Annotated in this window: 25 protein-coding genes; 14 read left to right on the top strand and 11 right to left on the bottom strand. The window is 42.7% G+C overall.

Annotation, left to right across the window (positions count from 1 at the left end; translation table 11 throughout):
- Positions 1-33 precede the first annotated feature (33 nt).
- The 3 genes from csdE to HFU86_RS15590 all read right to left on the bottom strand — a co-directional run bounded on the left by csdE (position 34) and on the right by HFU86_RS15590 (position 2197).
- Positions 34-495: a cysteine desulfurase sulfur acceptor subunit CsdE gene (gene csdE / locus HFU86_RS15600; protein ID WP_036956328.1), complete on the bottom strand. Its 462-nt coding sequence runs from the start codon at positions 493-495 to the stop codon at positions 34-36.
- Between the two features lie 11 nt (positions 496-506).
- Complete coding sequence (gene csdA / locus HFU86_RS15595; RefSeq protein WP_187129624.1) at positions 507-1712, bottom strand: cysteine desulfurase CsdA; 1206 nt, start codon at positions 1710-1712, stop codon at positions 507-509.
- Positions 1713-1924: 212 nt separating this feature from the next.
- A complete protein-coding gene (locus HFU86_RS15590; RefSeq protein WP_187129623.1) occupies positions 1925-2197 on the bottom strand; it encodes a hypothetical protein in 273 nt (90 codons plus the stop codon).
- A 173-nt stretch (positions 2198-2370) separates the two neighbouring features.
- Here HFU86_RS15590 and HFU86_RS15585 point away from each other — a divergent pair, with 173 nt between their 5' ends.
- From HFU86_RS15585 to rlmM, 3 genes are read left to right on the top strand one after another with little or no spacing between them, the layout of a single operon-like run.
- Positions 2371-3312 carry a transcriptional regulator GcvA gene (locus HFU86_RS15585; RefSeq protein WP_187129622.1) on the top strand — a complete coding sequence of 314 codons (942 nt, stop codon included), beginning with the start codon at positions 2371-2373 and terminating at the stop codon, positions 3310-3312.
- 27 nt (positions 3313-3339) lie between these two features.
- A complete protein-coding gene (locus HFU86_RS15580) occupies positions 3340-3735 on the top strand; it encodes a DUF423 domain-containing protein (protein WP_036956331.1) in 396 nt (131 codons plus the stop codon).
- Positions 3728-4831 carry a 23S rRNA (cytidine(2498)-2'-O)-methyltransferase RlmM gene (gene rlmM / locus HFU86_RS15575; protein ID WP_132496512.1) on the top strand — a complete coding sequence of 368 codons (1104 nt, stop codon included), beginning with the start codon at positions 3728-3730 and terminating at the stop codon, positions 4829-4831. Before HFU86_RS15580 ends, rlmM begins: the two co-directional genes overlap by 8 nt.
- Positions 4832-4892: 61 nt before the next feature.
- Here the strand turns inward: rlmM and xni are convergent, their stop codons facing one another.
- The 3 genes from xni to queF form a co-directional block, all read right to left on the bottom strand.
- Positions 4893-5648 (bottom strand): flap endonuclease Xni, encoded by a 756-nt coding sequence (xni, locus tag HFU86_RS15570; RefSeq protein ID WP_187129621.1) that lies wholly within the window; start codon positions 5646-5648, stop codon positions 4893-4895.
- Positions 5649-5692: 44 nt separating this feature from the next.
- A complete protein-coding gene (gene ppnN, locus HFU86_RS15565) occupies positions 5693-7060 on the bottom strand; it encodes a nucleotide 5'-monophosphate nucleosidase PpnN (protein ID WP_036956334.1) in 1368 nt (455 codons plus the stop codon).
- A 103-nt stretch (positions 7061-7163) separates the two neighbouring features.
- Positions 7164-8009, bottom strand: a complete 846-nt coding sequence (gene queF / locus HFU86_RS15560; protein ID WP_132496510.1) for an NADPH-dependent 7-cyano-7-deazaguanine reductase QueF — start codon at positions 8007-8009, stop codon at positions 7164-7166.
- A gap of 158 nt (positions 8010-8167) precedes the next feature.
- On the opposite strand from queF, the gene syd reads away from it, so the two are divergent.
- Entirely contained in the window at positions 8168-8728 is a 561-nt protein-coding gene (syd, locus tag HFU86_RS15555; protein WP_187129620.1) for a SecY-interacting protein, read from the top strand.
- 384 nt (positions 8729-9112) lie between these two features.
- On the opposite strand, the gene HFU86_RS15550 is transcribed toward syd, so the two are convergent.
- Entirely contained in the window at positions 9113-10009 is an 897-nt protein-coding gene (locus HFU86_RS15550) for a VirK/YbjX family protein (RefSeq protein WP_187129619.1), read from the bottom strand.
- 248 nt (positions 10010-10257) lie between these two features.
- Here HFU86_RS15550 and HFU86_RS15545 point away from each other — a divergent pair, with 248 nt between their 5' ends.
- From HFU86_RS15545 to HFU86_RS15535, 3 genes are read left to right on the top strand one after another with little or no spacing between them, the layout of a single operon-like run.
- Entirely contained in the window at positions 10258-10596 is a 339-nt protein-coding gene (locus tag HFU86_RS15545) for a YqcC family protein (RefSeq protein ID WP_108478496.1), read from the top strand.
- Positions 10597-10599: 3 nt separating this feature from the next.
- The gene (truC, locus tag HFU86_RS15540) at positions 10600-11358 is read left to right on the top strand and encodes a tRNA pseudouridine(65) synthase TruC (RefSeq protein WP_187129618.1); all 759 of its coding nucleotides are present in this window, start codon (positions 10600-10602) and stop codon (positions 11356-11358) included.
- A gap of 23 nt (positions 11359-11381) precedes the next feature.
- On the top strand, positions 11382-11834 hold the full coding sequence (locus HFU86_RS15535; protein WP_132496507.1) for a flavodoxin: 453 nt from the start codon (positions 11382-11384) through the stop codon (positions 11832-11834).
- Positions 11835-11896: 62 nt separating this feature from the next.
- On the opposite strand, the gene HFU86_RS15530 is transcribed toward HFU86_RS15535, so the two are convergent.
- From HFU86_RS15530 to map, 4 genes are all read right to left on the bottom strand, one after another.
- Positions 11897-12283 (bottom strand): DUF3461 family protein, encoded by a 387-nt coding sequence (locus HFU86_RS15530; RefSeq protein WP_036956344.1) that lies wholly within the window; start codon positions 12281-12283, stop codon positions 11897-11899.
- A gap of 507 nt (positions 12284-12790) precedes the next feature.
- The gene (gene dapD, locus HFU86_RS15525; RefSeq protein WP_132496506.1) at positions 12791-13618 is read right to left on the bottom strand and encodes a 2,3,4,5-tetrahydropyridine-2,6-dicarboxylate N-succinyltransferase; all 828 of its coding nucleotides are present in this window, start codon (positions 13616-13618) and stop codon (positions 12791-12793) included.
- 60 nt (positions 13619-13678) lie between these two features.
- Positions 13679-16318: a bifunctional uridylyltransferase/uridylyl-removing protein GlnD gene (glnD, locus tag HFU86_RS15520; protein WP_187129617.1), complete on the bottom strand. Its 2640-nt coding sequence runs from the start codon at positions 16316-16318 to the stop codon at positions 13679-13681.
- A 106-nt stretch (positions 16319-16424) separates the two neighbouring features.
- Complete coding sequence (map, locus tag HFU86_RS15515; protein ID WP_036956350.1) at positions 16425-17222, bottom strand: type I methionyl aminopeptidase; 798 nt, start codon at positions 17220-17222, stop codon at positions 16425-16427.
- Between the two features lie 675 nt (positions 17223-17897).
- On the opposite strand from map, the gene rpsB reads away from it, so the two are divergent.
- The 7 genes from rpsB to cdsA all read left to right on the top strand — a co-directional run bounded on the left by rpsB (position 17898) and on the right by cdsA (position 24360).
- The gene (gene rpsB / locus HFU86_RS15510; RefSeq protein WP_036956352.1) at positions 17898-18623 is read left to right on the top strand and encodes a 30S ribosomal protein S2; all 726 of its coding nucleotides are present in this window, start codon (positions 17898-17900) and stop codon (positions 18621-18623) included.
- Positions 18624-18757: 134 nt separating this feature from the next.
- The gene (gene tsf, locus HFU86_RS15505; RefSeq protein ID WP_036956353.1) at positions 18758-19609 is read left to right on the top strand and encodes a translation elongation factor Ts; all 852 of its coding nucleotides are present in this window, start codon (positions 18758-18760) and stop codon (positions 19607-19609) included.
- A gap of 206 nt (positions 19610-19815) precedes the next feature.
- Positions 19816-20544, top strand: a complete 729-nt coding sequence (pyrH, locus tag HFU86_RS15500; RefSeq protein ID WP_006814045.1) for a UMP kinase — start codon at positions 19816-19818, stop codon at positions 20542-20544.
- Between the two features lie 108 nt (positions 20545-20652).
- The gene (frr, locus tag HFU86_RS15495) at positions 20653-21210 is read left to right on the top strand and encodes a ribosome recycling factor (RefSeq protein ID WP_036956356.1); all 558 of its coding nucleotides are present in this window, start codon (positions 20653-20655) and stop codon (positions 21208-21210) included.
- 149 nt (positions 21211-21359) lie between these two features.
- Positions 21360-22553 carry a 1-deoxy-D-xylulose-5-phosphate reductoisomerase gene (gene ispC / locus HFU86_RS15490; protein WP_132496504.1) on the top strand — a complete coding sequence of 398 codons (1194 nt, stop codon included), beginning with the start codon at positions 21360-21362 and terminating at the stop codon, positions 22551-22553.
- A 181-nt stretch (positions 22554-22734) separates the two neighbouring features.
- On the top strand, positions 22735-23487 hold the full coding sequence (gene uppS / locus HFU86_RS15485; RefSeq protein WP_036956360.1) for a polyprenyl diphosphate synthase: 753 nt from the start codon (positions 22735-22737) through the stop codon (positions 23485-23487).
- Positions 23488-23493: 6 nt separating this feature from the next.
- The gene (gene cdsA / locus HFU86_RS15480; protein WP_154599812.1) at positions 23494-24360 is read left to right on the top strand and encodes a phosphatidate cytidylyltransferase; all 867 of its coding nucleotides are present in this window, start codon (positions 23494-23496) and stop codon (positions 24358-24360) included.
- Positions 24361-24363 lie beyond the last annotated feature (3 nt).

The following is a 24363-nucleotide window of genomic DNA, read 5'->3' as shown; positions in this document are numbered from 1 at the left end:
AATTGAGGCTACGATGTAGCCTCAACGGGGTAATCATTCTGCTGGGGTCATTTCACCCGCAATATTTTTGATTGCTGTAATTAATGCGTGGATCCCATTTTGGCGGGATTCACTGAGTTGCCCTGTTAGACCAGTTTGACTAAAAATATCTTCAAAATCAGTCTCTAAAATTTGCTGTGCATTTTTCTGTTCAACGCAGGCGAGCAAAATAGCAAATAACCCTTTCACTACACGACCTTCGCTATCCCCATAAAAATGGAATGTATCATCATCATTGAGAATAGCGCCAATCCATACACGGTTTTCACACCCTTGAACTTCCTGAGTCTGCTGCTTTTCTTCTTCTGTAAGAGAGGGCAGTTTTTTCGCGAACTGAATGAGTAAGCGATATTTATCTTCCCACGCTTTTTGTTTGGAAAACTGTTCAACGATTTCGTGAATGACAATTTCTGTGCCAAATGGATGAGAAGCCAGTTCATGTCGAGACAAAGTCATTAGATTACCTTTTAATCATTTAAAATCGAAAGTGCAAATTTCACTGAATCAATAAATTTATCAATATCTTGCTTGTTGTTATATGGCATGGCTGAGATGCGTAAACAGCCGCTAATATTGAGTGAATCCATCAATGGTTGAGCACAATGTTGTCCATAGCGTAATGCAATTTTCTGTTCGGTCAAGAAAAGCCCTAAATCACTATGGTGAATATTGTGGAAATTGAAAGATAAAAGCGGTGAATTTTGAGTTCGATAGAAAATCGCGCCTTCGAGCTGAGAAAGCTGCTCATAAGCATAGTCTATCAGCGCACAAGTATAGGCTTCTGCTTGCGTTAAGTTTTGCGTTGAAAGCCACTCAAGCACAGCTGAAAAGGCTATTACACCCGCGATATTCGGGGTTCCAGCTTCAAATCGCTGAGGGATTGGGGCGAGGGTGAAACCTGAAAAATCAACGTGATTTAACATTTTACCGCCGCCATGCCATGGGCTCATATTGGCTAAATGCTCGGGTTTTCCATAGCAGATACCTAAACCTGTAGGCCCATATAATTTGTGCGCTGAAAAAGCGTAGAAATCTACATTGGTTTCCATGACGTTAAGGGGATGGTGTACAACGCCCTGAGCGCCATCAACAACGACTTTTGCACCAAATTGATGGGCAAGTGTGGTTATCGCGTTAATGTCTGGTTGGTAGCCCGTTACGTTAGACATTTGTGTTACTGCAACAATTTTGCTTTTGGTGTTCAAGAGTGATTGCAGCATATTGAGATCTAAGGTTAAGTCAGGAGTCACCTCCCATTTAACAATCTTTGCGCCTGTCTGTTGTGCCAACATCAGCCAAGGTAGCAAGTTTGAGTGATGCTCAGTCTCACTGACAATAATTTCATCACCTGCTTGGAGTTTTTCACGGAAATAACTCTGTGCAATCAAGTTAATAGATTCAGTAGTGCCACGTGTCCAGATAATGGATTTTTCGTCCGGTGTTTGGATCAATTTTGCCGTGAATACGCGACCTTGTTCGTACAAGCGAGTAATTTTTAATGCTTCAGGAGATTGCCCTCGATAGACCGAACTGCCAGAAAAGCGATAGTAATCATCAGAGGCGTTGATCATATCCAACGGTTTTAGGGCGGTGGCGGCGCTATCAAGGAAAACAATATCAGAGCCGATGGCTGGAAATTGCTGACGAAAGTTAGGGGCGTTAAAGTTATCCATTATGCTGATTCTTTGATGTTAGCTATCCAACGGGTGAATGTGGCTGTAGTTGTGGTTATGAATATGCGTTGATTATGATAATAACGGAAAACAGCGAATAAGTAGATGGAGATAAAAAATGTTATTCAGTTATCGATTATTAGAAATAATTTGTTACACTTAACAGGAAGATTTTTGCGCAAATTTTTGAATAATTGCGCGCCTGAAAAAAGTTAACGTACTAAATCGATGAAGGGTTTGCTTTTTAATCTAATGGTTAAATTTAATTTAAGATGTGTTTTTTTTGCTTTTTTACTCGAAATCCGATGGGATAATGTTTTTTTATCTTTCATAATGGATTTTATGGCGCCCAAAATAAAAAAAGCACCGCGCTTAGGCGGTGCACTATAAAAATCACTATGGACAGACAGGGTAAATGTACAGGAAGTGAAAAAAACAGTAGCAATCGCTACAAAGCCTGGATTAACCAGACAACTTGCAAACACAACATCACAACCACAAAGCCAAAAGTTTCAAAGTAACTAAACTCTGCAACTTTTCGTTCCGGCTTAGGAAGTGCGCATACTATAGGTATTTACTGGCGTATCCTCAAGGGACAATTTATAATGCTTCGGATGAGAAAAACTAATGCGTATAACGAAGCTGAGTCGAAGAGATTATGTCTAAAAGATTACCGCCTTTAAATGCTCTGAGAGTGTTTGATGCCGCCGCCCGTCATTTAAGTTTTACTAAAGCGGCAGATGAATTATTTGTGACACAGGCAGCTGTCAGTCATCAAATAAAAAGCTTAGAAGATTTCCTCGGATTAAAGCTATTTCGCCGTCGAAATCGTTCATTGCTGCTGACGGAAGAGGGGCAAAGTTATTACCTTGATATTAAAGAAATTTTCTCGTCTTTAAATGAAGCGACGAGAAAGCTTCAAGCCAGAAGTGCAAAAGGCGCACTAACTGTAAGCTTATCGCCAAGTTTCGCGATACAATGGTTGGTTCCTCGGCTTTCTGGATTTAACCAAGCTTTCCCTGGCATTGATGTGCGTATTCAAGCCGTTGATCGGGAAGAAGATAAGCTAGCGGATGATGTTGATGTTGCCATTTTTTATGGCAGAGGGAACTGGACGGGCTTGAGAACAGACAGGCTTTATGCCGAATATTTAATGCCAGTGTGTTCACCTTCGTTGATGACCGGGGCGAATCAACTGAAGAACCCTGAAGATTTAGCGAAGCATACGTTGCTTCATGACTCTTCTCGCCGTGATTGGCAAGCTTATGTTAAGCAATTAGATTTGCAAAATATTGTGAATGTGCAGCAAGGGCCTATTTTTAGCCATAGCGCTATGGTGATCCAAGCAGCAGTTCATGGGCAAGGGGTGGCATTAACCAATAATGTGATGGCAAAGAATGAGATTGATGCTGGCAGATTGGTGTGTCCGTTTAGCGAAGTATTAGTCAGTAAAAATGCATTCTATCTGGTCTGCCAAGAGAGTCAGGCCGATTTAGGGAAAATAGCGGCATTTCGTCAATGGATCCTTGCTCAAGCAGCCAGTGAGCAAGAAAAGCTTGGCTTTATTACCAATGACCAAGATTTGACGCATATACAATAATCAAACAGTTAAAACGAAGGTGCTATTGTGAATAGTCGTTTGATGTTAATTTTTGCAGGGATTAGTGGATTTTTTATTGTTGCATTTGGCGCCATTGGCTCTCATGCACTTTCTCCAATTATGAGCGCTCATCAAATGGCTTGGATTGAAACAGGGCTACGTTATCAAATGTTTCATACCGTTGCATTAATGGTGCTGGGTGCGGTATTACTGCGTAAAGTCATTTTGTGGTTCTATTGGGCGGGCGTGTTTTTCTCCGTAGGCATACTTCTTTTTAGCGGTAGCCTTTATTGTATGGCCTTATTGCAGGTAAAATACTTCTCTTATTTTACGCCAATAGGTGGCGTTTGCTTCCTCGTTGGCTGGCTTTTAGTTGTTATTGGCGCTATGCGTCTAAGGAAATCGGCGTCACGCAATGAGTAATAAAATTGCATTATATTGCCGCCCGGGCTTTGAAAAAGAGTGCGCAGCAGAAATTACAGATAAAGCAGGGCAACGCGAAATTTACGGTTTTGCCCGCGTTAAAGAAAATAGCGGTTATGTTATTTTCGAATGTTATCAATCTGAGGATGCAGACATCCTTGCGCGTACACTTCCATTTCGTGAATTGATTTTTGCTCGCCAAATGTTTGTGGTGGGTGACTTATTAAAAGATTTACCGCCAGAAGATAGAGTCACACCGATTGTGAACGCGCTTAGCCAGCAGGTTGAGAGAGCGGGGGATCTGCGTGTTGAAGTTGCGGATACCAATGAATCAAAAGAATTAATGAAATTCTGCCGTAAATTTACGGTACCTCTGCGTAATGCGTTACGCCAAGAGAAAGTTTTATTGGCGCAGGAGAACTTTAAGCGCCCAGTCGTCCATGTGTTCTTTATTGCACCGGGATGCTGCTATACCGGTTATTCATATTCGAATAATAGTTCGAATTTCTATATGGGTATTCCGCGCTTGAAGTTCCCATCGGATGCACCAAGCCGTTCGACGTTAAAGCTGGAAGAGGCTTTCCATGTGTTTATTCCTTATGAAGAGTGGGATGAGCGTTTAGCGAGTGGTATGAAAGCAGTGGATTTAGGTGCATGCCCGGGAGGATGGACTTACCAGCTCGTCAAACGCAGCATGATGGTGGAAGCGGTAGATAATGGTCCAATGGCGGAAAGCCTGATGAATACAGGGCAAGTTCGCCATCACCGTGAAGATGGTTTTAAATTTAAGCCAACCTCTCAAAATATCACGTGGCTAGTGTGTGATATGGTGGAAAAACCAGCCAAGGTTGCCGCATTAATGACTCAGTGGCTGCAAGAAGGCTGGTGCCGCGAGACCATTTTTAACTTGAAGCTGCCGATGAAAAAACGCTATGAAGAAGTGGCGCATATTCTGGAAAAAATGAAAGCTCAGCTGAAAGAGAATGGTATCAATGTTCTGATCCAAGCGAAACAGCTTTACCATGACCGTGAAGAAGTTACTGTGCATGTACAACGTGTTTGGTCTGCAAACCCAATGGCGCGTGAATATTATTAAGTTAAAGCTAGATTGGTTTGAATAGCAAAAGGTCACTGTGAAGTGACCTTTTTTGTGTCTGCTATTTAGCTTGATAGCGCAACTGATTCAAATTACCTTTCAAGGCAATGTCTGTTTTTAATATGGCAATATCGCGGCAGATAAGCGCAATTTCTTGTCGGTTAATTAGTTTTTTCTGCCATTTCTCTTCAAGAGCGTCAAAGTTGGCGTACAAATTTTCAATAGTTTGGAATCGCTGAAGTAACTCAGTGGCACTTTTGGCGCCAATCCCTGCAACTCCCGGAACTTTACTGCTACTGATCCCCGCTAAACCCCAGTAATCAGGTAGTTGTTCAGGCTTGACTCCAAATTCATTCTCGATGAAAGGTACGTCCAACCAACGTTTTTGAAAATAGTCACGGATACGCAGGTTTGGAGAGAGTAGCTGGCAGTATCCTTTATCGGTAGAGACGATGGTGACGGTATGCCCAGAATCGGCAATGCGTTTAGCGAGAGTGGCGGCTAAATCATCGGCTTCATCACCTTCAGATTGCCAGCAATGAATACCATTTTCTTCAAACTGAGCAACGAGCTGGGGTAACTCAGCTTGTAAGTTTTCAGGCATAGGCTGACGCCCTGCTTTATAGTCAGGTAGTTTCTCATGACGCCAACTATGGTGGCGACCTTCTTCATCAAATACTGCCACGATATGGGTGGCGTTAGTATGGTTAATCAATTGAGAAATAGCGGACAAACAGGTCTCTCCACATGGGCTACCCTGAACCGCGTGGATACGTCGAATTAAATTTAAAGCATCAATAATTAATAAATGGATCATAAGCCGTTTGGTGGTTAAACGCGCCGTCCTTGGCGCGTAGGTGATTATTTCACAATTTCATAGCAAGGTTCGTAAGCGGTGCCACCCGGTAACTTCATACGATGCTGTTTCACGAAACCTTGGAGTAAAATGTCCATGCGTTTCATGATATCGCTATCCCCATGAATTTTGAAAGGACCATGTTTTTCAATCGCTTTCATACCAACTTCTTTGACGTTACCCGCGACAATTCCAGAGAAAGCACGGCGTAAATCAGAAGCCAGTTTTTCTGGGGATTGACCCGGATGCAGATTCAGTGACGCCATATTTTCGTGAGTCGGCTCAAACGGATGCTGTAGCTCAGGGGCGATTTTAATCGACCAGTTGAAGCTGTATGCGTCACCCGTATTACGACGGCTCTCTTTCACTGCAGACATGCCTTTTTTCATCACGCGCGCCACTTCTTGCGGGTTGTCGATAATGATTTGGTAATGTTTGCTCGCTTCATCTCCCAGAGTATGGCGAATGAAATCATCCAGAACAGAGAAGTATTCAGCGCTTTCTTTTGGTCCAGTCAGGACTAATGGCAGCACTTGTTCTGTATTTTCAGGATCCATCATAATACCCAGCAGATACAGCAGCTCTTCTGCGGTTCCCACACCACCAGGGAAAATAATGATCCCGTGGGCTAAACGGACAAATGCCTCAAGACGTTTTTCAATGTCTGGCATGATGATCAGTTCATTAACTAATGGGTTAGGTGGCTCAGCCGCGATGATGGACGGCTCAGTTAACCCGATAAAACGGCTGTCTTTATAACGCTGTTGAGCATGGCCTACCGCGGCACCTTTCATTGGCGCCTCCATGGCTCCCGGTCCGCAGCCCGTACAGATGTTTAATTCACGCAAGCCTAGTTCATTACCGACTTTACGACCATACAGGTATTCATTTTCATTAATGGAGTGACCACCCCAGCACACGATCATATTCGGATCTTCACCAATATGTAGCGCACGGGCGTTACGTAAGATGGAAAAGATCATATTAGTGAGGTGAGTGCTGTTTTCTAAATCGAGATGAAACTGCTGTTTGGCGTTGGTGATTTGAGCGTGAACAAACAGAATATCGCGCAGTACGGCAAACAAGTTCGCTTGTAATGAGCGAATGATTTTACCGTCAACGAACGCTTTTTCTGGCGGGTTAATAAGCTCTAATTTGATACCACGTTCACGACGTAAAATGTTGATATCAAAACCTGCACTTTTTTCTAAAAGCTCTTTACTGCTGTCAGTTAAGCTTCCTGAATGTAATACCGCTAAGGAGCAGTTTCGATATAGCTGATACAAATGGCTGCTCGCCGTACGTTTCAGCATATCGACTTCAAGCTGAGACAATAGATCCATAGATCCTAATGGACTGATATGAGTAATCAAGTAACACTCCTTTGCCCAATTGGGCTCTTGACGCGTGAATTACATTGAAAATGATTTAAATAGCATTCTCTTAAATTACACTGATTTTCAATTTAGTAGGTACTTATTGCCGTGCCAAACGGCCCGTGTCAGGCTCGAATTGTTCATTACTGCGCCATGGGTTGATATCAAGCCCACCTCGGCGAGTATAGCGTGCATACACCGATAATTTCTCTGGTTTGCACAGTATTGTTATGTCGTTGAAAATGCGTTCCACACACTGTTCGTGGAATTCATTATGATGACGAAATGAGACGAGGTAACGTAATAACGCTTCACGGTCAATTTTCGGACCACGATAATGAATTTGTACTGAGCCCCAATCAGGTTGGTTGGTTATCAAACAATTTGATTTCAACAGGTGGCTGACGAGGGTTTCTTCGACAACCTCTGGTTGGGTGCAATTGACCAAATAGTCGCGATTAAATTCATAGTTATCGATGTCAATCTCTTGCTCATCAATACAGACACCTTGGAATTGGTGAATGGCTTGCTGAGTAAAGTCATCAAGTTTATAAAGTGTAACCTTAACCTCGCCATTAGCACAGCGGCTTAGGTCATTTTGCAAAACGCTTCGCACATTTTCCCACGTTTCGAAGCGAGTCTGATTGAAACTATTGAGATAAAGCTTGAAGCTTTTTGATTCCACCAAGTTTTCACTTGTGGCATTTACACTAACGGAGCCTATCGCGACTTGAGGAACGCCACGGGCATTTAGCCAAGAGAGTTCATACAGTGTCCAAATATCAGCGCCGTGGAATGGCAGTGTATTAGCATGAATATCCAAAGGATCGCGATTAAGGCTACGCGGCACCGCTTGCAATAAAGCGGCATCATATTGGTCATGATAAGCCGTCTTTTTCCCGAGAGTTAAATTATCGAGAGCGGGGTTATTTTGATAGTGAGGCATAGTGATCCTTATCTTTTCGGCGTGTCAGTGCTGAACATTGGCAAACTGAGTGCATTTTATTCGTTTGTTAACTTCTGTCATAATACCACTTATCCGTAATATTGAGCCTGCCAATTTAAATTGGTTTTAATAATGTTAGTTCTCACAATTGAAAAACGATGAATACAATAATCTCTGATTTAATTAAAAATTTTACCAGCCAGTATGTGGCGAAGTGGCAAGAAGCAACGGGGCTTCCACCAGTGTCTGCTGAGCTGTATGGAGTGCCTTCTCCTTGCATCGTTCGTACTGGTGATGATGTGGTTTATTGGGAGCCTCAACCGTTTCCATTAGAAGAGAAAAGTTTAAATAATGTCGCTAATGCGCTAGATCTCCAATTACAGGGCGATATTCACGCTTTTTATACCTCTCAGTTAGCAGGAGATATGAGCGCGACGTTTGGTGACTTATCATTGAATTTGGTGCAAGTGTGGAGCGAAGAGGATTTTATCCGCTTACAGGAAAACTTGATTGGGCATTTAGTGACTCAAAAGCGCTTAAAGTTACCACCAACGCTGTTTATTGCCACGTTAGACTCTGAATTAGAAATGATTTCTATGTGTAATTTAACAGGGGAAATTATTGTTGAAACGTTTGGAAGCAAGCAACGACAAGTTATTGCAGAAAATCTTGCGAGCTTTATTCAACAACTGAAGCCCGTTATATCATCTCAGGGGTAAGTGATTTATAGCATGGTGCTGTAGGCTATCGCCTACAATTTGGTTAAGCCATATCTTAATAATTTTTCACATTATCGAAATGAGAACTATTTAACTTTTAATTTCATAGCGTTACTATCCATTTTAAGTTTTTTATTATTTTTTGAATAACCTGAATGTAGAACACTAGGTTGTTTGCTTAATGGATTTAATACATTCTTATCGGGCTGGACAGGGTAGTTGTTTAGCTTTTTACATATAAAAAACAAGGAAATGGATAACCTAGCAGAGCGGTTGGTCTGCTAAATTTTTATCTAACAGGATGTTAGGCGGCAGGAAGTCGCATTGCAGGATGCAAGTCAATTGATAGATAAGTAGCCAGTTAGTTTTAACTGGCTACTTTTTTTATTTCTGCGCTGAGTTTGAGTATTGGGTGAGGGACTCAATAATACTTTGCGACATGGCTTCTCTCAGTGCTTCGCGCTTACGGAACTCGGAACGTCTCTGGCTTTTCACTGATTCGATATCACGCATTGGCTCTTGAAGTGGTAATTGATACCAACCTTCGGCATTTAACACGCCACCACACTCTTCCCAAAAGGTATCGTAGCTGGATTTTAAATGCTGGCTTTTGATATGGCTGTTATTTGAAATCCCGAGAATAGATTTGATTTGGAAATAAGCGGCCACTGCATAAATAGCAGACATTAAAAGGTTTTTAGGTCTCATTGCATGCATCTGTTTCGTGATGGATTTCACTTGCTCTACGCTCTGCTCTGTCGATGGCCCTTGTAGGGAACAGACATAAAGCTGACCTTGTTCACCAAATGAAAAGCTCATCAAATAGATTTCATCACCCGTTTCATTGAGTAAATGGATGGAGAGATCTCCTTCACGTGGATATTGAGAATAGATCATTTTTAATTGGGCAAAATCACCGGATTTTAGCTCAATATTCGCGACCGTTAAGCCGTCTCGTTTATCCGAAAACATGGCGGTGATAGCTTCAGGCGTAAAGGTTTTTTCAATTAAATCTAACGTATAGCTTGCAGTGGATAATTTCTGTTTACCACTCCACGTTTTATGCAGGTATTTGTTAATCGGTCGCTCAATAAATTGAGGTACGCCATCGATGGTCGCTGATAGCAGGGCGCTTTGGTATGTATCGCACATCGATTGATATTGCTGATATTGTTGTGAAGGCAACTTAGCAATGCGGATCTTTCTTTTTAGCTGTACGTATTTGTTCGTGAAAGATTTCCATGTCTTGTTTTGTTGACGCCACTGTTTTAATAGTCCCATAGATAAACCATCTTTATGTTAATAATGAAAAAAGCAAACTGTGTAGAAAAACATTCAATAATAAAGGCAGAATATACAACGAATGATAAACAATTATTAATTGTTTTAGTCAGTGTGAATAAATGGACGTAGATACATAATTTGGCGACGCATGATTGTTTTTTGCTTGTCTCATCCCCATGTTTGCGACAACACTGTGTCCAAAAATACGGTATATTTTGAATTATTATCTTTGAATAGGTTTTAGTATGAATATTGAGCAGCGCATCCTTGAGAAACTCAGTCATCTTGAAATAGAGATGAGAGCCAAATCCTTATGGGAAGAGGTTCCGCCAAGTCCAGACGCGTTTGAGAGTGTGGAACCTTTTGCCATCGATACGATGGAAGCCGCCCAATGGCTGCAGTGGATTTTAATCCCTCGACTGACAGCAATGATTGATCAAGGTGCCATGTTGCCGAGCAATTTTGCTATCGCACCGTATTTTGAAGAGATCTACAAAGACGACGAAGAAGGGCGCTTTATTGCATTCCTCGATCATTTGCGTGAGTTAGATAGCTACTTTCAATTCACCGTGATAGGCGAATAACGGATGCTGGATATTATCTATCAAGATGAGTATGTGGTTGCTGTTAATAAACCAGCAGGCATGTTGGTGCATCGCAGTTGGCTCGACAGCAAAGAGACGGTGTTTGTGATGCAAACACTGCGTGACCAAATTGGGCAGCATGTTTTCCCAATCCACCGTCTTGATAGACCAACATCGGGTGCGTTGTTGTTTGCATTATCCAGTGAAGTAGCAAGGTCACTCGCCGAGCAGTTTGAGCAGCATACCATGGAAAAAGTGTACCATGCGATTGTGCGGGGCTACGTTACAGAAGGGGATAGATTAGATTATCCGTTACTTGAGGAACTCGACAAAATTGCGGATAAACACGCCACTAAAGAGCCTCGGTTACAAGAGTGTGTCACCCATTATAAACCCTTGGCGACAGTCGAGTGTCCAGTGGCAATTGGGCGTTATGATACAGCGCGTTTTAGCCTTGTTGAGCTTAAGCCTGAAACTGGACGCAAACACCAATTAAGACGTCATATGTCCCATTTACGTCATCCCATTATTGGGGATAGTAAACATGGAGATTTACGTCAAAACCGCGGTGTGAGTGAGCATTTTTCAGTCTCTCGCTTGATGCTGCACGCTAGCCAGCTAATATTTATTCACCCTATAACAGAAGAAAAAATATCGTTAGTCGCGCCATGGGATGCACAATGGCTATCATTAGTTGAGCAATTTGGATGGGGTGATACTGTCTCAAAGCTCGATATTAATGTGATTGATTATCCTGTTTGATAGACTTTTATAAGGAGGACGTGGTGTCCAAAATCGGAATTTTTGTCGGGACGGTGTATGGCAACGCATTAGCGGTTGCGGAAGTGGCGCAAGAGATCTTCGAACAGCAAGGCCATGAAGTGGCAGTGTTTGAGGAGCCAACGCTAGCGGATTGGCAAGTCTATAATGCGGGGGAAGGCATTGCACTAGTGATCACTTCCACTACCGGACAAGGTGACATTCCGGATACCATTGCGCCTCTTTTTTATGAAATTAAAGATGTTGTCGGCTATCAGCCTGAATTGAAATATGGCGTGATTGCCTTAGGTGATAGCAGCTATGAGAACTTCTGCGGAGCGGGTAAACAGTTTGATGAGTTATTAGCTGAGCAATCTGGCAGCCGTATTGGCGATGTACTGTTTATTGATGCCACTGAAGTTGAAGAGCCGGAAGAGTTCGCCAAAGTGTGGTTACAATCTTGGGCGGATTTGCTGTAAATCGCGAGCCTTATGCATCTGCACTGTAAACAGGTCGGCTTACAGTGCAGTGAGGAATTGGACTATTTACGAGTAAGTTTCTCGAGATCCGCTTCAATTTCTGCGATTTTATTGGACACAACGTGTTCTAAATGACGCAGGTCATCCAAAATTTTGTGTTTTAAATCAACATCTGTTTGGTCGTTCTGACAAATTTGGTCTAGTTCTTCAATCACATAACGTAAGTTAGTATTGATTTCGTTAATTTCTTTGAAGTTGTTGCTGCCATCAGTTGCTGCAACAGTTTTACGCTGGCGTGGGTACTTAAATTTCACGCTTTTAGCGAAAAACTCGCCTTTATCTTTGCGAAAGTAAATTTTTAAAATATCGTTATTAGCTTCTTGGCGCAGGGAATAGCGGTCGATATCTTGCGGATTGCTGATACCTAAACTTTTCAAATTATCGTACATGTTAGCTCGCTTAATCGTAAGGGACTGTGTCGATGACTTTTAGGGTTATAAATAAGGGCTATAAACAAGGCAGTCTCTTTTTATAACCATTTACTGAGCCCTAATTGCTTATAAAATGATGAGTTACAAAACAACCATCTAATAATAGCAGCTAATTGACCAAGGGCTGTAAATTCTCGGTCATATTATGCGCGATTAATCCAGTTTGACCAACCTCTGTTTGTAATAGAATCTGCTTTATTATTTGCGTTATCTATCTATAACCCAGAGGCTTCTGCTGACTTAACGAGAGGTTTATGCTTGAGGTGCAGGATTTTCCATTGTGAATCAATGGATCAGTGGAACAATGGCTAAGTACACTCGGCTACCCGATTCGCAGATGGACATGCGCTTCGGGGTAGCTTCGCGTTTTACACCTTGCAACCCTTAAAGTGTAAGGGGAGGTGAGAGTTTCGAGTTTGATGAGTAATTGATTCGGTAACTTACGAGTCAATCACTGCTCTATACTTACTCATCAATACTTCTTAGTAACTCATTGATGCCGACTTTACCGCGGGTTTTTTCATCGACTTTTTTCACGATCACGGCGCAGTACAGGCTGTAGCTACCATCTTTGGACGGTAAGTTACCGGAAACGACAACAGAGCCCGCAGGTACGCGGCCATAGAAGATTTCGCCCGTTTCACGGTCATAAATTTTGGTGCTTTGACCCAGGTAAACACCCATGGAAATCACGGAACCTTCTTCAACAATTACGCCTTCAACGACTTCAGAACGTGCGCCGATAAAGCAGTTATCTTCGATAATTGTTGGGTTTGCTTGTAATGGTTCCAGAACACCACCAATGCCGACGCCACCAGAAAGGTGAACGTTTTTACCAATTTGGGCACAAGAACCGACTGTTGCCCATGTATCAACCATTGTTCCTTCATCAACATACGCACCGATATTGACGTAAGATGGCATCAATACACTGTTTTTGGCGATATAAGCTCCTTGGCGTACAGCTGCTGGTGGAACAACACGGAAGCCTTCGCGTTCAAAGCGAGCTTTGTCGTAATCCGCAAATTTCATTGGAACTTTATCAAAATAGCGGCTTTCAGCGCCTTCGATGACTTGGTTATCATGAATACGGAAAGATAATAAAACTGCTTTTTTCAGCCATTGGTGAGTGACCCAAACACCCGCAATTTTTTCTGCAACACGCAGTTTACCGCTATCTAATAAAGCGATGGTTTCCATCACGGCTTGTTTGACTGCTGGTGTGACAGTATTCGGGGTAATGGATGCGCGATCTTCGAATGCTTGCTCAATAATTGTTTGTAATTGTTGCATTAATGCTGTTTCTCCTTCAATGGTTCTCAGTCAGGTAACATGCCATAAATTAGACTGGCACTATATTTTATCCTTCGATTTAAGGGCTTCTGTCAACCTTTCTGATAACTCTTGTTGCATATTTTTATCTAACGCTTTGTGTTCTCTATCTGCCAATACAAAAAAGTCTTCTACTTTTTCGCCAATAGTCGTGATGCGGGCGCCATATAAAGAAATCTCCATTTGAGCGAAAATGTGCCCCACTTTGGCGAGCAATCCGGGTTGGTCAAGCGCGAATAACTCCATGTAGGTACGACGGTCATTATTGGAGTGTAGAAAATTCACTTTGGTTGGTACGCTGAAATGACGTAGCTTCGCAGGGAGAGTTCGCGGTTTTGGTAATGGAATTTCAGGTTGTTGAACTGCCAGTAACAGCGCCTTACGAATGTGTTCATATCTATCTTTCGAAAGTGGCGAGCCATTAGGTTCGAGTACCACGAAAGTATCCATCGCCATATTATCTTTATTAGTAAAAATTTGAGCGCTATGAATGCTGAGGTTGCGTCTATCCAGCTCACTGGCAACGGCTGCAAATAAATGCGCTTTGTCGTGGCACCAGATAAAAATTTCTGTTCCGCCATGTTTCGGTTGAGTACTGATTAACACCAAAGGCTGGGTTAAATCATGTTTGAGCAGGTGATTGGCGTGCCAAGCCAGTTGAGTCGGCGTGTGGCGCAAGAAATAATCCGCATGGCAGCGTGACCACAGAGAGTTGAGCTGCTCTTCATCGATGTGCGATTGTCGAAGTAGCGATAGCGCTTGGTAACGATGATGACGAATGCGTTCACGAAGATCGGGCGTGCTTTGCATGCCTTGGTTGAGTTGATGTTCGGTAGAAAGATAAAGCTCACGGATCAAACTTTGCTTCCAGCTATTCCATAACGTGCTGTTGGTGGCACAAATATCGGCAACGGTTAGGCACATCAGGTAATTCAAGCGCGCTGTCGATTTAACTTCCCCGGCAAACTGTTTGATCACATCCGGGTCTTGAATATCTCGGCGCTGGGCGGTCACGGACATCAATAAGTGATTTTTCACCAGCCATGCGACAAGCTCGGCATCTTTGGTTGTAAAATCATGTTGAAGAGCAAATTCATAGACAAATTCAGCACCGAGATCGGAGTGATCCCCTGAGCGCCCTTTGGCAATATCATGAAACATCGCCGCTAATCGCAGCAGTTCGGGTTGTAAAATTTTAGGGTAAACACTAACGCATAGTGGGTGTTCGCGGCGATTCTCTTCCTGCGTAAAACTGTCGATTTTTTGTAAGACGCGAATAGTATGCTCATCCACCGTATAGGCGTGGAATAGGTCGAACTGCATCTGCCCGACAATATTGCTCCAAAGTGGCGTATAGGCGCTGAGAACACTGTGTAAGTGCATCGGGACAAAAGCCCCTTTGATAGCTCTTGGATGGCGTAAAATTTTGATAAACATGCGGCGAGCTTCAGGAATTTCGCATAATGGGACTTTCAGATCGCGCCGTGCAAAGCGTAATTGACGTAATGTGGTGGAGTAGATCCCTTCAATATTGGGGTTGCGAGCCATTTGATAAAACATTTTCAAAATAGCTTCTGGCTGCTTAATAAACAGCATTTCGTCAATCACATCGATTAAGTTGCCACGCAGTTGAAAATATTCATCAATAGGGCGCGGTTTTTCATTAGGATTTAATGCCAAAATGGCTTCATCAAACAGTTGCAGCAGCATTTGATTTAATTCCCTGACGCGGCGAGTGACGCGATAGAAATCTTTCATCATGCGTTCGACAGGTTGGTTGCGTTCACCGGTGTAACCTAATGATTGTGCAACACTAAATTGACGGTCAAACAGCAGGCGATTGTCATAGCGCTTGACCACTAAATGCAAGGCAAAGCGGATTTTCCATAAAAATGATAAACACTCTTTGAGCTCTTGGCGCTCTTCTTCAGTGAGGAAACCAAAGCCAACCATTTCATCGACAGTTGTCGCACCAAAATGACGGCGACCTACCCACAGTAAGGTATGAATATCCCGTAATCCGCCTGGGCTGCTTTTAATATCAGGCTCTAAGTTGTAGCTGGTGCTGTGATAACGCTGGTGGCGCTCTTGTTGTTCGGTTAATTTTGCGGCAAAAAACGTGTTGGAAGGCCAAAAGTCATCACTAAAAATGGTTTTCTGTAAGCTTAAGAATAGGGCGATGTCACCACATATTAAGCGCGATTCAATCAGATTGGTCGCCGTGGTTAAGTCTTGTTTTCCTGCTTCAATGCACTCTTCCAATGAGCGAACACTGTGCCCGATATCAAAACGCAAATCCCACAGTAAGGTAATAAATTGACCGACTTTAGCTGCAATCTCTTCAGGAAGCGGTTGCTGGCTGAGAATTAAAATGTCAATGTCTGATAGCGGGTGTAGCTCATGACGACCATAGCCTCCGACGGCAATCAACGACATCTCTGAACATTGGTCAAAATGGTAACTCTGCCAAAGCTTGGTGAGTAAGGCATCAAGATAGTCACTGCGGGCGCGGAGTAAATCCACGACATTTTGCCCTTGGTGAAATGCAGATTCTAACCAAGCATCAAATTGATCAACGTGTTGCCGAAGCGTTGAGAGTTCAAGATCGGAAGGCTGGAATTGCGTGGGGGATAAATAGCTATTTGAAGGTGCCGTCATCATCATCTGTCCGTGTTGAGAGCCATACAGAAATTATGATCAGCTTACGTTTTTTTAGGGGGGATGAACAGAAAAACTAAGCTCCCCCAAGGAGGAGCTTGAAATCCGATTATTCGTTGATCAGAACCGCAGAAATAAATGGCTCTTCTTCTTTACGCAGAGTTAAAATTTCACAGCCGTTGTCAGTCACTGCTAAGGTGTGCTCGTACTGTGCAGACCAACCACGGTCTTTAGTTTTGACTGTCCAGCCATCTTTCATGGTACGAATACGGAAATCACCGGTATTTACCATTGGTTCGATAGTGAAGGTCATGCCTTTTTGCAGCACAACGCCGCTGTCATCTGCATCATAATGCAGCACTTGTGGCTCCTCGTGGAAACCTTCACCGATGCCGTGACCGCAATATTCGCGAACTACTGACAGATCTTGTTTCTCAACAAACTCTTGAATGGCTTTACCGATAGTGCGTAAACGGATACCTGGTTTAACCATGCGGATTGCCAGATACAGACTCTCTTGAGTCACTTGGCACAGGCGCTCACCTTGGATAGTCGGTTTACCGACGATGAACATTTTAGAAGTATCGCCGTGGAAGCCATTTTTGATGACAGTGACGTCGATGTTAACCACATCACCATCTTTCAGAATTTTATCGTCACTTGGAATACCGTGGCAGATAACATCATTCACGGAAATACAAACAGACTTAGGGAAACCATGGTAGTCAAGGCAGGCTGGGATCGCTTGTTGTTGCTCAACAATGTGTTTGTGGCAAAGGCGATCCAATTCACCTGTACTGACTCCCGGCACAACATGCGGTGCGATCATTTCTAACACTTCAGCTGCTAGGCGACCAGCAACACGCATTTTCTGAATATCTTCTTCAGTTTTGATAATAATAGCCATGAGTTCAGTCCATATATGTCAGCAAGGAATTTGCGACATGTTAAAAAAAGGGTTTGGAAATGGGCAATTGTTGCGACATTTTTACCGTTGATGCTGAGTATGGTAACAGTCACCGCATTTTCTGCCAACTAGTAGGCGATATGTTTAGATGCCCACAATTAGATTAAAAACAGATAATGGAGCACAGGGTAAGCCAAGCCTTAGGCGTGGTTTGTTCAAATTGAGCTTTCTAGAGCACAAATTGTCAAAAATGCCAGTCGATTTTTGATTGTGAATTTTTTGCCTTGACCATTTTTCGCTATCGCTTTGTTGTTGCTCCATATTTGCACGGAGGCTCTTTTGCGACGGGCAAAATTCATTGATATTTGAATAATACACTTAGTTTTTATCAGCGAAAAAAACAACAATTATTGGATTACAACTGCATTTTATGGTATAAAGCGCGCCGGCAATCCATATTTTTCTCTTTATCTCATTTTTTAATCTAATTTGGATTAGTGAGTGAATCTTAAAGGCATCGATTGGATGTGCGTAAACTAAAACTCAATTGTGTAATAACACACACGAATCGGCACGTGCGCCGGGGTGCTCTTATGCGTTTAGACGCAGCTATAGAGTCGGTAGCATGGGATTCGTGGAGGCATAACCCCAATTACTTATATACAGAGGTATAAAATGGCAACTGTTTCCATGCGCGATATGTTACAAGCGGGCGTTCACTTTGGTCACCAGACTCGTTACTGGAACCCTAAAATGAAACCTTTCATTTTCGGCGCTCGTAACAAAGTTCATATCATCAACTTGGAAAAGACTGTTCCAATGTTCAACGAAGCTCTGGCTGAGTTGACTAAAATTGCTTCTCGTAAAGGCAAGATTCTGTTTGTTGGTACTAAACGTGCTGCAAGCGAAGCCGTTCAAGAAGCTGCTGGAAGCTGTGATCAATATTTCGTAAACCACCGTTGGTTAGGTGGGATGCTGACTAACTGGAAAACTGTTCGTCAGTCAATCAAACGTCTGAAAGATCTGGAAGTTCAGTCACAAGACGGTACTTTCGACAAACTGACCAAGAAAGAAGCGCTGATGCGTACTCGTGAACTTGGTAAGTTAGAAAACAGCTTAGGCGGTATCAAAGATATGGGCGGTTTACCAGACGCTCTGTTCGTTATCGATGCAGACCACGAACACATTGCTATCAAAGAAGCTAACAACCTGGGTATCCCAGTATTCGCTATCGTTGATACTAACTCTGATCCAGACGGTATCGACTTCGTTATCCCTGGTAACGACGATGCAATCCGTGCAATCAAACTGTATCTGGGCGCTGTTGCAAACACCGTTCGTGAAGGTCGTTCACAAGATCTGGCTGTTCAAGCAGAAGAAAGCTTAGTAGAAGCTGAATAATAAGGCAAAAGCCCTTATTAACCAGGTATTGCTATATATTGGTTAGAAGGGGCCTACTTAGGCCCCTTTTGTCTCTGTGAATCAGAATTATCCTTGTGGGAAAGTCCCGTGAGGCATATCGAGGAATAAATCACATGTCTGGAATTACCGCTGCATTGGTAAAAGAACTGCGCGAACGTACTGGCGCAGGTATGATGGAATGTAAAAAAGCATTAGTTGAAGCTAACGGTGACATCGAATTAGCAATCGACAACATGCGTAAATCAGGTCAAGCGAAAGCCGCTAAAAAAGCAGGCCGTGTTGCTGCTGAAGGTGTTATCCTGACTGAAGTTTTCAACGACGGTAAAACTGGTGCGCTGATCGAACTGAACTGCGAAACTGACTTCGTTGCTAAAGATGCTGGTTTCTTAGCATTCGGTAAAGAAGTTTTAGCTTCTGTTGTTGCTGATAAAAACGCTGACATCGACGCTCTGAAAGCAAAATTCGAAGAAGCTCGTACAGCTTTAGTTGCGAAAATTGGTGAAAACATCAATATCCGTCGCGTTGCTATCCTGGAAGGCGCACAAGTAGGTAGCTACCTGCACGGCGCTCGTATCGGTGTTCTGGTTGCTGGCGAAGGCGCAGATGAAGAACTGCTGAAACACATCGCTATGCACATTGCTGCAAGCAAGCCAGAATATGTGACTCCAGAAAACGTTCCAGCTGACGTTGTTGCTCACGAGCACCAAATTCAGTTAGACATCGCTATGCAATCTGGTAAACCACGCGAAATCGCTGAAAAAATGGTTATCGGTCGCATGAACAAATTCACTGGCGAAATCTCTCTGACTGGCCAGCCTTTCGTAATGGATCCAAGCAAATCTGTTGGTGACTTACTGAAAGAAAAAGGTGCTAACGTAACTAACTTCATCCGCTTTGAAGTTGGTGAAGGTATCGAGAAAGTTGAAACTGACTTCGCAGCAGAAGTTGCTGCAATGAGCAAGTAATCAACGAAAAGGGCCGCCGATTGGCGGCCTTTCTTTAATACACTGCATATTTCAAGCTGCATGTATTCGCCTCCTTTGGTGTAGCGACTCAACTTCCTGCAACTTGAACTATTTTTGTGTAGCATTCTGTATCAAATATATTTTTCGGCATATAGAGCGAGGCTCTATATGTATGACTCCAATAATGACCTGTTAGGACACAACTCATGGCAACCAATGCAAAACCCGTTTATCAGCGTATTCTGCTTAAACTAAGTGGCGAGGCTCTACAAGGTGCAGAAGGTTTTGGTATCGATGCTAGCGTTTTAGATCGTATGGCTCAGGAAATCAAAGAACTTATAGAACTGGGTATACAGGTCGGTGTGGTTATTGGTGGTGGTAACTTGTTCCGTGGTGCCGGTCTGGCACAAGCAGGCATGAACCGCGTTGTTGGTGACCATATGGGTATGCTGGCAACCGTGATGAATGGTCTGGCAATGCGTGATGCGCTGCACCGTGCATACGTAAACGCAAGACTGATGTCTGCGATTCCACTCAATGGCGTGTGTGACAACTATAGCTGGGCTGAAGCTATCAGCTTACTGCGTCACGGCCGTGTGGTTATCTTCTCTGCGGGAACAGGAAATCCATTCTTCACAACGGACTCAGCAGCTTGCTTACGCGGTATTGAAATTGAAGCTGATGTTGTACTGAAAGCCACAAAAGTTGATGGCGTTTACTCGTCAGATCCTGCCAAAGATCCTGATGCCGTTCTGTATGAAAACCTGAATTATCAAGAAGTTCTTGAGCGTGAATTGAAAGTTATGGATTTAGCTGCATTTACGCTAGCACGCGATCACAACCTGCCAATTCGTGTTTTCAACATGAATAAGCCAGGTGCATTACGCCGTGTTGTGATGGGTGAAAACGAAGGAACTCTGATTTCTCACAATTAATACTCAGAGACATGACCTGAGTTTGAATGTATTATCTAACATAAATTCAGACAATTTAAGCGAGGCTGCTTTGCGGCCTTTAATAACAAGTTCTTAAGGGTTGATAACGTGATTAACGAAATCCAAAAAGATGCTCAAGACCGTATGGAAAAGAGCCTTGAAGCACTAAAAAGTCAAATCAGCAAAGTTCGTACTGGCCGCGCTTCTCCAAGCCTGTTAGACGGCATCTCTGTTGAATATTACGGTTCAGCAACGCCTCTGCGTCAATTAGCTAACGTGACTGTTGAAGATTCACGTACATTAGCAATTTCTGTTTTTGACCGTAGCATGTCACCTGCAATTGAAAAAGCGATCATGGCGTCTGACTTAGGTCTGAACCCATCTTCAGCAGGTACTGTTATCCGCGTTCCACTTCCTCCATTAACGGAAGAGCGTCGTAAAGACTTAATCAAAGTGGTTCGTGGTGATGCTGAGCAAGGTCGTATCGCAATTCGTAACGTCCGCCGTGACGCGAACGATAAAGTTAAAGCTTTACTGAAAGACAAAGAAATCAGTGAAGATGACGAGCGCCGTTCACAGGATGACATCCAAAAGCTGACTGATAACTTCATCAAAAAAGTGGATGAAGCATTAGCTCAGAAAGAAGCGGAGCTGATGGAGTTTTAATCCATCTTGATAATAAAGCCATCTGAACACATTTTTTAAAAGTGTGCTTTAGCATGGCTTTATTATTTATCATTTCTATTAAACAATCCTTTCTTATCGCTAAGCTGATATAATCTCAGTATTGAATTAATACAGAGTATCTGATCACTATGAAACGTCTTACTATCCTGGGTTCTACAGGTTCAATCGGTACAAGTACACTTTCTGTTGTTCGTCAAAATCCTGATAAATTCCAAATTCTTGCATTAGTCGCAGGTAAAAACGTGACTGAGATGGCAAGTCAGTGCCTTGAATTTAATCCTAAATATGTCTCAATGGCTGACGAAAGCGCAGCGAAAGCGTTACGCACTATTTTGACGGAAAATAACTGCAAAACAGAAGTTTTATCCGGTACAGAATCCGCTATTGAACTTGCTGGATTAGATGATGCGGATCAAGTGATGTCTGCTATTACTGGCGTGGCGGGGCTACTCCCAACGTTGTCAGCAATCCGCAAAGGGAAAAGAATATTATTAGCGAATAAAGAGTCTTTGATCACCAGTGGCCGTTTATTCTTTAATGCGATTCGAGAGCATCAAGCGACAGTTTTCCCGATTGATAGCGAGCATAATGCGATTTTCCAAAGCTTACCTGAAGAGATTCAATTGAATTTAGGCTTTGCCGACCTGATGGCCTCAGGGATTTCCAGCATTGTATTAACTGGGTCTGGCGGACCATTTAGAGACACGCCTTTATCTTATTTTGACCAGGTGACACCTGATGAGGCATGTAATCATCCTAATTGGTCAATGGGTCGCAAAATCTCAGTAGACTCTGCAACTATGATGAATAAAGGCCTAGAATATATCGAGGCCTGCTATTTCTTTAATGCGAACGAAAAGCAGATGGAAGTGATTATTCACCCTCAATCTGTGATCCACTCTATGGTTCGTTACCGTGATGGGAGTGTTATCGCCCAGTTAGGAACACCGGACATGCGTACACCAATTTCGTACAGCATGGCCTATCCTCAGCGTATTATGTCGGGTGCTAAGCCATTGGATTTCACTACGTTATCTTCGCTGACTTTTGTGGAGCCTGATTACCAACGTTATCCTTGCCTGAAACTGGCTATCGATGCATGTCACCAAGGGCAAGCGGCGACGACTGTATTAAATGGTGCGAATGAAATCACTGTCGGTGCATTCTTAGAAGAGAAAATTCGCTTTACGGATATTGCAAAAATCAATCACAAGATTATGGATAAATTAGATTTTTCGGAACCCACGTCTATTGATGAGGTCTTAGAAATCGATGCTTGTGCTCGTCGTGAAGCAGCTCAGCTAATTGCTCAAGAATTTTAATCTTGATATGTGATTTATTTAGTTGCTGATAACTATAATATATCTTTAATATGTGGCGTGTTGAGAATAGAAAGCTTATCAACAATAAGCATATTAAGGATGTGTCTTATCAGCAATTATAATCATAAGAGTTATGATTGAGCCGGATTTCCCAAGTAGTACAGACAAGGATTAACATTTAATGAACTCTAGTGGTGAAAATCTCTCTGATTCTATGATGCCTAAGCATGTTGCCATCATTATGGATGGTAATGGGCGATGGGCAAAACAGAGAGGAAAATTCAGAATTACTGGTCATCGAGCAGGTGTTGAATCTGTACGTAGTTCTGTGCGTTTTGCAGTAAAGAATAATATTCGTTCCCTGACACTTTACGCATTCAGCAGTGAAAATTGGAAAAGACCAGAAAAAGAAGTCAGTTCGTTGATGGATCTGTTTGTTTTTGCATTAGATAATGAAGTCAAAAACCTGCATAAAAATAACGTAAAACTGAAAATTATTGGTGATGTTAGTCGCTTTAGTGAAACCTTAAGAAAAAGAATTGATAAAGCGGAAGCATTAACAGCAGGTAACACCGGTTTACAGCTGAATATTGCCGCTAACTACGGTGGACGCTGGGATATTGTAAATAGCGTTAAACAAGTTTATGAAAAAGTGAGTCGTGGTGAGTTATCTATTGATGACGTAACTGAAAGTACGATTAGCGACCATGTTTGTATGCATGACCAAGAGTGTGTTGATTTGGTGATCCGTACGGGTGGGGAACATCGCATTAGTAATTTCTTGTTATGGCAGGTTGCTTATGCGGAATTTTATTTCACCAACGTTTTATGGCCAGATTTTGATGAAATGGTGTTTCAGGATGCAGTCGATGCTTTTAGCAAGCGAGAACGGCGCTATGGTGGAGCAGAATCAGATGACGAACTCGTCAAATAAAAGGGGATGGATGTGCTGAAGTATCGTTTACTCACTGCGGTGATTTTAATTCCAATTGTTATTGCTGCACTTTTTTTACTGTCCCCAGCAAATTTCGGTTTAGTGGTGATAGCTGTCTGTGCGTTGGGCGCATGGGAATGGGCTCAATTTGCTGGATGGCATTCACAAACTAAACGCATCGGTTTAGCGGTTGTATTTGCGGCGGTATTACTCGCAATTCAATTTTCTTTACCAGACATGACCGCTCTTTCAAGTTCTCCGTTTATTTTATATAGCCTATGGGCGGGTTTAATCTGGTGGATTGCCGCCATTTTATTGGTTGTGACATACCCAGCCTCTGCCTCATGGGGTAAATCGGTCATCATTCGCTTACTGTTTGGTGTATTAACTATCGTGCCTTTCTATAGCGGCATGATGGTATTAAGAACCATTGGTTACCAAGCAGATACCTCTGTAGGGGCATGGTGGCTGCTCTACGTTATGTTATTGGTATGGGGTGCAGACTCCGGTGCTTATGCGTTTGGACGTACTATTGGTCGCAATAAAATGGCACCAAAAGTTTCTCCAGGTAAAACATGGGAAGGGTTAATCGGTGGTTTAATTACTGCTGGAATTATTTCATGGTTATTTAGCTTATATGCGCCAATCCCAGCAATGCCAGATTATTTACTAGTGACTTCAATTATTGTTGTTGTAGTATCTGTGTTTGGTGACTTAACAGAGAGTATGTTTAAGCGCCAATCCGGTATTAAAGACAGTAGTCATTTAATTCCAGGTCACGGTGGAATACTCGATAGAATTGATAGCCTAACTGCGGCAATCCCTGTATTTGCAGGGCTGAATTTGTTAGTTTTTAACGGTTTTGGTCTTTAGGAA

The organism is Providencia sp. JUb39 (genome assembly GCF_012272845.1).
Lineage (GTDB): Bacteria > Pseudomonadota > Gammaproteobacteria > Enterobacterales > Enterobacteriaceae > Providencia > Providencia lanzhouensis.
This window is presented reverse-complemented; position numbering and strand designations above follow the sequence as displayed.

Coding starts and splice junctions, on each gene's coding strand:
- uppS (WP_036956360.1), top strand. CDS start 22,735: ATGAACTCTAGTGGTGAAAATCTCTCTGATTCTATGATGCCTAAGCAT.
- rlmM (WP_132496512.1), top strand. CDS start 3,728: ATGAGTAATAAAATTGCATTATATTGCCGCCCGGGCTTTGAAAAAGAG.
- xni (WP_187129621.1), bottom strand. CDS start 5,648: ATGATCCATTTATTAATTATTGATGCTTTAAATTTAATTCGACGTATC.
- glnD (WP_187129617.1), bottom strand. CDS start 16,318: ATGATGACGGCACCTTCAAATAGCTATTTATCCCCCACGCAATTCCAG.
- pyrH (WP_006814045.1), top strand. CDS start 19,816: ATGGCAACCAATGCAAAACCCGTTTATCAGCGTATTCTGCTTAAACTA.
- queF (WP_132496510.1), bottom strand. CDS start 8,009: ATGCCTCACTATCAAAATAACCCCGCTCTCGATAATTTAACTCTCGGG.
- syd (WP_187129620.1), top strand. CDS start 8,168: ATGAATACAATAATCTCTGATTTAATTAAAAATTTTACCAGCCAGTAT.
- tsf (WP_036956353.1), top strand. CDS start 18,758: ATGTCTGGAATTACCGCTGCATTGGTAAAAGAACTGCGCGAACGTACT.
- HFU86_RS15585 (WP_187129622.1), top strand. CDS start 2,371: ATGTCTAAAAGATTACCGCCTTTAAATGCTCTGAGAGTGTTTGATGCC.
- csdA (WP_187129624.1), bottom strand. CDS start 1,712: ATGGATAACTTTAACGCCCCTAACTTTCGTCAGCAATTTCCAGCCATC.
- HFU86_RS15530 (WP_036956344.1), bottom strand. CDS start 12,283: ATGTACGATAATTTGAAAAGTTTAGGTATCAGCAATCCGCAAGATATC.
- csdE (WP_036956328.1), bottom strand. CDS start 495: ATGACTTTGTCTCGACATGAACTGGCTTCTCATCCATTTGGCACAGAA.
- map (WP_036956350.1), bottom strand. CDS start 17,222: ATGGCTATTATTATCAAAACTGAAGAAGATATTCAGAAAATGCGTGTT.
- truC (WP_187129618.1), top strand. CDS start 10,600: ATGCTGGATATTATCTATCAAGATGAGTATGTGGTTGCTGTTAATAAA.
- cdsA (WP_154599812.1), top strand. CDS start 23,494: ATGGATGTGCTGAAGTATCGTTTACTCACTGCGGTGATTTTAATTCCA.
- HFU86_RS15545 (WP_108478496.1), top strand. CDS start 10,258: ATGAATATTGAGCAGCGCATCCTTGAGAAACTCAGTCATCTTGAAATA.
- dapD (WP_132496506.1), bottom strand. CDS start 13,618: ATGCAACAATTACAAACAATTATTGAGCAAGCATTCGAAGATCGCGCA.
- ispC (WP_132496504.1), top strand. CDS start 21,360: ATGAAACGTCTTACTATCCTGGGTTCTACAGGTTCAATCGGTACAAGT.
- rpsB (WP_036956352.1), top strand. CDS start 17,898: ATGGCAACTGTTTCCATGCGCGATATGTTACAAGCGGGCGTTCACTTT.
- HFU86_RS15550 (WP_187129619.1), bottom strand. CDS start 10,009: ATGGGACTATTAAAACAGTGGCGTCAACAAAACAAGACATGGAAATCT.